Below are 6704 nucleotides of genomic sequence, written 5' to 3' on the forward strand. Positions count from 1 at the left end.
ACCGGCTGGATGAGGACGCTTCTTTGGCAACGCGTTCAGTTTTTGTGTGTTTGGTGTGTTTCGTGGGCCTGGTTGCTTTTCCAGGCTTAGCTGGAGGACAATTTTCTGACGGCCAATGGCTTTCCTGATACAATCGCGTGCATGAAGAGATTTGCTTCGATTGCATTGGGTCTTTCCCTTTTTTCTACTCTTGTATCCTCGGCCGCGCTCGCGCAATCCGCGCCGCCCCGCACCCTGCGGCTGGATTATTTCCACACGGGGAACGCAAACCAGGAGCTGTTCAGCGTCGATCGCGTCGTGGTCGAGCCGCTGGCGTGGCCCGGCAATCCGGCCCGGCCCATCGACGAAACCAATCTCGGCAAATATCTGTTTGAAGTCCGCGACCGCGCGAGCAACCGCCTTCTTTACTCGCGCGGTTTCTGTTCCATTTACGGCGAATGGGAAACCACCGACGAAGCGAAGTCCGCGAACCGCTCCTTCCACGAATCACTGCGTTTTCCGGCGCCGCGCGCGCCCGTGCAAATCCTCCTGAAGAAACGCGACGACAAAAACGCCTTCCGCGAAGTCTGGTCCACCATCGTCGATCCAAAGGACATGTTCGTGGACAAGTCCACACCGCCTCCGCCTGCGCCCCTGATCGAAATCGAGAAGAACGGCGACCCGGCCGGGAAGGTGGATTTCCTGATCCTGGGCGACGGCTACACCGTGCAGGAGTTGAAAAAGTTTGAAACGGACGCGCGGCGGCTCGCCGAAGTCCTTTTCGCGACTTCGCCCTTCAAAGAGCAGCGCACGAACTTCAATGTCTGGGCGCTTTGCCCGCTGGCCGCCGAATCGGGCGTTTCGCGGCCTTCGACCGGGATCCACCGTGTGTCCCCGCTGGGCACGACTTACGATGCGTTCGGCTCCGAACGCTACATTTTGACTTTCGACAACCGCGCCTTCCGCACCGTCGCGCAGTTCGCGCCGTATGAGTTCGTCGAAATTCTCACCAACACGCGCACGTACGGGGGCGGCGGAATTCACAATCTCTACGGCACGGTTGCGGCGGACAGCGGGCAAGCGCCGTATGTCTTCGTGCACGAGTTCGGCCATCATTTCGCGGGGCTGGCGGACGAGTACTACACCTCGCCCGTGGCCTACGCGTCGCCGTCCGTCAGGGCCGAGCCGTGGGAACCGAACGTCACCGCGCTGCTCAACGCGAAGGAACTGAAATGGAAGGATCTCGTCGCCTCGGGCACGCCAACGCCCACGCCCTGGCAAAAGGAGGAGTTCGAGAAACATTCACGCGAGTATCAGAAGCGGCGGGCGAAGATTCGCGCGGAGAACAAGCCCGAGGAAGAGATGGAAGCGCTTTTCCGCGAGAATCGTGAGTTCGAGGTGAAACTGTTCGGTCAGGAGAAGCACGCCGGCAAGGTGGGCGCCTTTGAAGGCGCGATGTACGAAGCGAAAGGCTATTACCGCCCGGAGATCGACTGCATCATGTTCACGCGGAGCACGACGTTCTGCGCCGTCTGCCGCCGCGCCCTGGAACGCGTGATCGAGCTTTACGCGACTGGTAAAGGACGCGTTCCACCGCGTCCCTGATTAATTTCCGGCGCGTTGTTGTTTATCCGCAGACAGACGAACGCTGAGAAATCCTGATCCGCCTCTGTTCCATTGTCACCTTTCGAGGCCATCTGCGCTTCACGGTTTTCAGTGGGACGGAGTGGAATCCGTCCTTACCCGTTTAAGGGGAGGCTTGACGTGGTCTGCGGCTTGGAGTCAGCTTTGCGTTTAGCTCGTGCCAGAGTCATCAACAACATGAAGGAACGCGCCATGAAGACCATTGAACCCCAATCTTCTCATCCCGGACCGAGAACCTTTTCCCGGCGCCCCGGCTTCACCTTGATCGAATTGCTCGTCGTCATTGCCATCATCGCCATCCTGGCGGGGATGCTCTTGCCGGCGCTGTCTAAGTCCAAAACCAAGGCCCAGGGCATTGCCTGCCTGAACAATTTGAAACAGCTTAACCTCGCCTGGTACATGTACGCCGAGGACAACAATGACCGGCTCGTGCCCAACGGCACGGGCAACCAGATCGGCTGGATCGAAGGCTGGCTCATGACGGCGACCGACGCCACGAACATCAATCTCATCAAGGCGCCGCGCGGGATGCTCTGGAATTACAACCAGTCTCTTGACATTTACAAATGCCCGGCCGACCAGAGCTCCGTCACCCTCAGTGGCCGAAAGCATCGGCGCGTGCGCAGCATTTCGATGAACGGAAATATGAACGGGGACAGTTGGTACACCGCAGAGATCCGGAACACGCACTACACGTTCAAAAAATATTCCGAGATACTCAAGCCCGCCCCGGCCGAAGCGTTCGTGTTTCTGGATGAACACCCGGACGGAATTGACGACGGTTACTTTCTCGTCTTCGTCAACCGCAAGGAACTCTGGGCCAACCTGCCGGCCAACTATCACAACGGCGCGTGCGGTTTCTCGTTTGCAGACGGGCACGCCGAAATCAGAAAATGGAAGGACCCGGACACGTTATCCAAAAAGATCGTCGCCAGCCCGAAAGGGCCGCGCGACGTGCCGTGGGTGCAGCTCCGCACGTCCTCGCCGATCAAGGATGGTGTTCCGTATCCGCCTTGATGCGTGCCCGAACTGCTTTGGAGACTTCCCATGAACTGCTGGTAGGGCGAGCCCCGGCGAGCCGCTCGATGTGACTGGAACACGTCCGACTCGGCTCGCTGAGGACAAGCTCGCCCTACCGTCTGGTTCGTGGGAAGCTTCCTTGGCCTCGTGGCCATGCAACATGGCCCTTGAACCGAAAACCGTGCGGACCGCAGCCTTCAGGCTGCTTCCGCGCACTCTCCGGAGTCCAGCGTTGAAGCGGCCTAAAGGCCACGGTCCACAAGAACGGTTATGCAATCCTGCGCCACAGGCCACCGCCAACTTGTGGATGCACTGCTGCAATGCCACGGCTGATTCAAGAATCTCGCGAAAGGAGCGCGGGCAGCCTGCCCGCGCTCCTTCTTGAATCAGCCGTGCAGCAATGCCGGGGGGGCGAATTCACGCTTTCCAGTGGCACCCGTTGTGCTTTAATTCGCGGACAAAAGCTTGAAGCCGAGCATTGCACCTTATCGAAACGATCCCGTTCGCTGCGCCGGACCGGATTTGCGGCCGGATGCGGTGGCCGAGCGCCCCTTCCCACGGGTCGCCGCAGAGCCGAGAAGCACGAGCAAGAATTGCGCGTCGATGGGGACGAACTCCGGCGTGGCGCGAGGCCGGCTCTGGTGATGCGGCATATGTCGGAAGACCGGCTTCAACTCCAACGCTTCGAGCTGAAATACATCGTCAATGAAGAAGTGGCATTGGCCGTGCGCGAATTCGTCCGGCTCTACCTGGAGATCGACGAGTACGGCGCCACGCAGCCCAACCTGTCCTATCCGATCCACAGCCTCTACCTGGATTCGGACGAGTTGACGACTTATTGGGAGACGATCAATGGCAACAAGAACCGGTTCAAATTGCGGCTGCGGTTTTACGAGAACCAACCCGCGGCTCCGGTCTATTTCGAGATCAAACGCCGCGAGAACGACGCCATTCTCAAACAACGCGGCGCCGTGCGCCGTGGCGCCGTGGACTGGCTGATCGCCGGCCACCTGCCCGCGCCGGAACACCTGATTTCCAATGAGCCCAAGCAACTGGTCGCGCTCCAGCGTTTCAGCCAGCTCATGAATCACATTCACGCCCGGCCCAAGGCCCACGTGTCCTACTTGCGCGAAGCCTGGATCAGCCCCCGAAACAACGCCGTCCGCGTCACCATGGACCGCGCCGTCAAATGCGACCCGGACCCGACGCTCAGCCTTTCGGGCGAGATGAAGAATCCCGTTTTGGTGTTTGGGCGCAACGTGGTGCTCGAGCTGAAATTCTCCGGACGGTTTCCGGATTGGTTCCGCGAATTGGCCCGGGTCTATGGACTGGTGCAATGCTCGGCGGCCAAATACGCGGATGGCGTGGCTTTGCTGGGCGAAAGCCGGCTGGCGGCTCCGGTGAGTTTTTCTCCCGCCCCGGAGAGTGTGGCAAATCGGGAGGCGCGCAAGTCCAGTTTCAAAAAACTGAGCGCTCCTGGCTTAATCAAGACGGCGGCATGAACGAATGGTTTTATCGCGGCGACTTCGCGCCCACGCCCACGGATTTGCCGATCTTGTTGCTCGGCTTGTTGCTGGCGTACCTGTGCGGGCAAGTGCTCGCCTGGGTTTACATGGTCACCCACTCCGGTCTGTCTTACTCCCGGTCGTTCGTGAATTCCCTCGTGGTCATGCCGGTGCTCGTCGATCTGGTGATGCAGGTGCTCAGCAATAATCTGATCACGGCGTTCGGGCTGCTCGCGGTGTTCGCTATCGTCCGCTTCCGAAACATTCTCCGGGATACGCTCGACACCACCTATGTGTTGTCGGCGATCGTTCTGGGCATGGCGAACGGGACCCAACGGTTTACGGTGGCGATTGTGGGTTGCGCGCTGGTCACGCTGGTGTTCTTCTTCCTGTGGTACTCGGCTTTTGGCAGCCGGCACCGTTATGATTTGATTGTGAATTTGCACTGGGCGCGGCCCTTGACGGAGTTGGCGGCGTTGGGCCGTTTGTTGGACCGGCATAGCCTGAAAACGCATTGCGCCAGCCAGCGTTCTAATGAAGGCTATGAAGGAGTTGATCTTTCGTATCGGATCCTGCTTCGGGATACCAATCGCGTCGAAGACCTGCTAAGGGAATTGGGCGAGCTGCACGGCGTTTCCCGAGTCACGAGTTTGAAAGCAGAAGATGAGTCGGAACTTTGATCCCTCCGGGCCGTTGCCCCGGATTCCTGTCCCGCCTGGCCGGCGGTGGCGCGAATTTCGCACGCAGGCCCTGCCGTGGGTCGGCTTTGTCGCCGCCCTCGCTGGCGTGTTCGCCATTTGGAGCGACCGCCTGGTCGCCCCCACGCTGCGCGGCAGGGTCGAAGCGATTCGCGCGGACGTGGCCAGTCCTCAGCCGGGCGTGCTTACCGAACTCAAGGTGGCGCGCTTCCAAAAAGTCGCCCGTGGCGAGCCGGTGGCCGTCATTACCCCGAATGATCCCCGGTTGCGTTTTGCCTTGGTGCAATCGGAACTCGACGTGTTGCGCACGCGGCTGCAGCCTCAACTCAATCAGCAACGCAACGCGACCGATTACGAGCGGCTCCGGCTGGAGTGGCTGCTCCAGAAGGTCGATCTGGCCACGGCCAAGGTCGATCTGGCGCGCGCCGAGAACGAACTTCGGCGCGACGAACAACTTTTTCAGGCCAAACTCATTTCCGAGCAGCTTTATGATTTTTCACTCAAGACGCGCGACGAGAGGCGCGTCGAAGTGGAGGAACGGACCAAGGTCATTGCAGACCTCGAACAGAGCTTGCAGCAATTGAAGAATCTGGGCGACCCGCAAACGCCGCCGCCCGTGGCCGACGCCGTTCTCTCCTCCCTCAAGGCCCAGGAGGACCGGTTGCACGCCGCCGAGGCTCAACTGGAGCCGATCACGCTCAAAGCTCCAATCGACGGCATGGTCAGCGCCGTGTATCGGCAGGCGGGCGAAAACGTCCAGAATGGGGAACTGATCATTTCCCTGAATGCCATCCAGCCCGATCACATCGTGGGATACCTGCGCCAGCCATTCCCGGTGGAACCGGCGTTGGGCATGGCCGTGGAGGTGCGGATGCGGTATCCGAAGCCGTCGGTGCATGAGGCGCAAGTCCTGCAAGTCGGCTCGCAGTTAGAACCGATCACCAATTCTCTGGCCATCCTCCGACCGGGTGCGCTCATGGATATTGGCCTGCCGATCAAGATCAGTTTGCCTGCCGATTTGAAAGCCCGCCCGGGCGAAGTCGTGGATCTGGTTTTCCGTCCGCAGACGCAATGATTCCCGGACTGGCCCTGGCCTGGGATTACTTTCGCCACCCCCGAAGATTCAAGGCCTTGGTCGGCTGCAAGAGTCGCTGACAAATTATCCGACTTTCTCCTTCACAACCTTGATGCTCTTCTTTCCTTCCTCGACTCCCTTCTCAATCCGGTCGGTAACATATCGCGTAAGCGTCGTCTGCCCGGAGGCGTCTTCAGTCAGCGAGAATGGAATCAGTGGATCACCGGTATCAGCGATGGAAAACACTGCATGATCAAGCGCCTTAAACATGAGGTCGTTGAGCTTTATCTCGTCAGGTGGCGTCTCGCTCATATTCTTGCCGAACGACCAAGCTGGTCGTTTACCTCCTTCTGCCAGGCCTTCAGAATCAATGCCTTAGCACCCAATTTCTCTCGAGAGATAAAGGAAATGCACCCAGAACTCAAGGCTAATCCGCGCCTACTCAAGAGTGCTTTCCCTAACTCCTCCAGTACGACTTTGCTGGCAATGCTGCTGGCACCCAAAGGTGCGTGGAGGCTCAGTGTCAAACTGCATCACTTGGCTAAATACCAGCAAGCAACGGGCGATTCAGAAACTCGGTGAGGAACTAAACTAAACGGAAACGCTGTTTCGGGGGACGAACTCGCGGAAGATTTACCGAATTGCGTCGTTTCATTTTCCGCGAGATCAAGAAAGCTGAATCTCTTGGATAGGAAGCGTCGTGCGCTCGCGGCGCACAACTGTCGCCATCAGAGCGCCGATGATCGCAAGAATTCCAAGAATGCAAATGCCGACCGCGATATT

6 protein-coding genes are annotated in these 6704 nt (G+C 59.0%); 5 read left to right on the top strand and 1 reads right to left on the bottom strand.

From position 1 onward, the window contains the following. Window positions 1-141: 141 nt before the first annotated feature. The 5 genes from FJ398_10570 to FJ398_10590 all read left to right on the top strand — a co-directional run bounded on the left by FJ398_10570 (window position 142) and on the right by FJ398_10590 (window position 5921). Window positions 142-1584, top strand: a complete 1443-nt coding sequence (locus FJ398_10570; protein ID MBM3838391.1) for a peptidase M64 — start codon at window positions 142-144, stop codon at window positions 1582-1584. A 231-nt stretch (window positions 1585-1815) separates the two neighbouring features. Then, the gene (locus tag FJ398_10575; protein MBM3838392.1) at window positions 1816-2640 is read left to right on the top strand and encodes a type II secretion system protein; all 825 of its coding nucleotides are present in this window, start codon (window positions 1816-1818) and stop codon (window positions 2638-2640) included. A 323-nt stretch (window positions 2641-2963) separates the two neighbouring features. After that, window positions 2964-4145, top strand: coding sequence for a polyphosphate polymerase domain-containing protein (locus tag FJ398_10580; protein ID MBM3838393.1), 1182 nt, complete (start codon window positions 2964-2966; stop codon window positions 4143-4145). Continuing rightward, window positions 3980-4828, top strand: a complete 849-nt coding sequence (locus tag FJ398_10585; protein ID MBM3838394.1) for a DUF4956 domain-containing protein — start codon at window positions 3980-3982, stop codon at window positions 4826-4828. The genes FJ398_10580 and FJ398_10585 overlap by 166 nt, the downstream gene beginning before the upstream one ends. Further along, window positions 4812-5921 carry a hypothetical protein gene (locus FJ398_10590; GenBank protein MBM3838395.1) on the top strand — a complete coding sequence of 370 codons (1110 nt, stop codon included), beginning with the start codon at window positions 4812-4814 and terminating at the stop codon, window positions 5919-5921. The genes FJ398_10585 and FJ398_10590 overlap by 17 nt, the downstream gene beginning before the upstream one ends. Before the next feature lie 84 nt (window positions 5922-6005). Here FJ398_10590 and FJ398_10595 read toward each other — a convergent pair whose 3' ends face one another. Next, window positions 6006-6233, bottom strand: coding sequence for a hypothetical protein (locus tag FJ398_10595; protein ID MBM3838396.1), 228 nt, complete (start codon window positions 6231-6233; stop codon window positions 6006-6008). Between the last annotated feature and the right edge of the window lie 471 nt (window positions 6234-6704).

It is taken from the genome of Verrucomicrobiota bacterium, from assembly GCA_016871535.1.
Classification (GTDB): Bacteria; Verrucomicrobiota; Verrucomicrobiia; order Limisphaerales; family SIBE01; genus VHCZ01.

Bases quoted from the DNA above. Each gene is read 5' to 3' on its own strand.
- FJ398_10585 (MBM3838394.1), top strand. From the start codon at position 3,980: ATGCTCGGCGGCCAAATACGCGGATGGCGTGGCTTTGCTGGGCGAAAG.
- FJ398_10595 (MBM3838396.1), bottom strand. From the start codon at position 6,233: ATGAGCGAGACGCCACCTGACGAGATAAAGCTCAACGACCTCATGTTT.
- FJ398_10590 (MBM3838395.1), top strand. From the start codon at position 4,812: ATGAGTCGGAACTTTGATCCCTCCGGGCCGTTGCCCCGGATTCCTGTC.
- FJ398_10570 (MBM3838391.1), top strand. From the start codon at position 142: ATGAAGAGATTTGCTTCGATTGCATTGGGTCTTTCCCTTTTTTCTACT.
- FJ398_10580 (MBM3838393.1), top strand. From the start codon at position 2,964: ATGCCACGGCTGATTCAAGAATCTCGCGAAAGGAGCGCGGGCAGCCTG.
- FJ398_10575 (MBM3838392.1), top strand. From the start codon at position 1,816: ATGAAGACCATTGAACCCCAATCTTCTCATCCCGGACCGAGAACCTTT.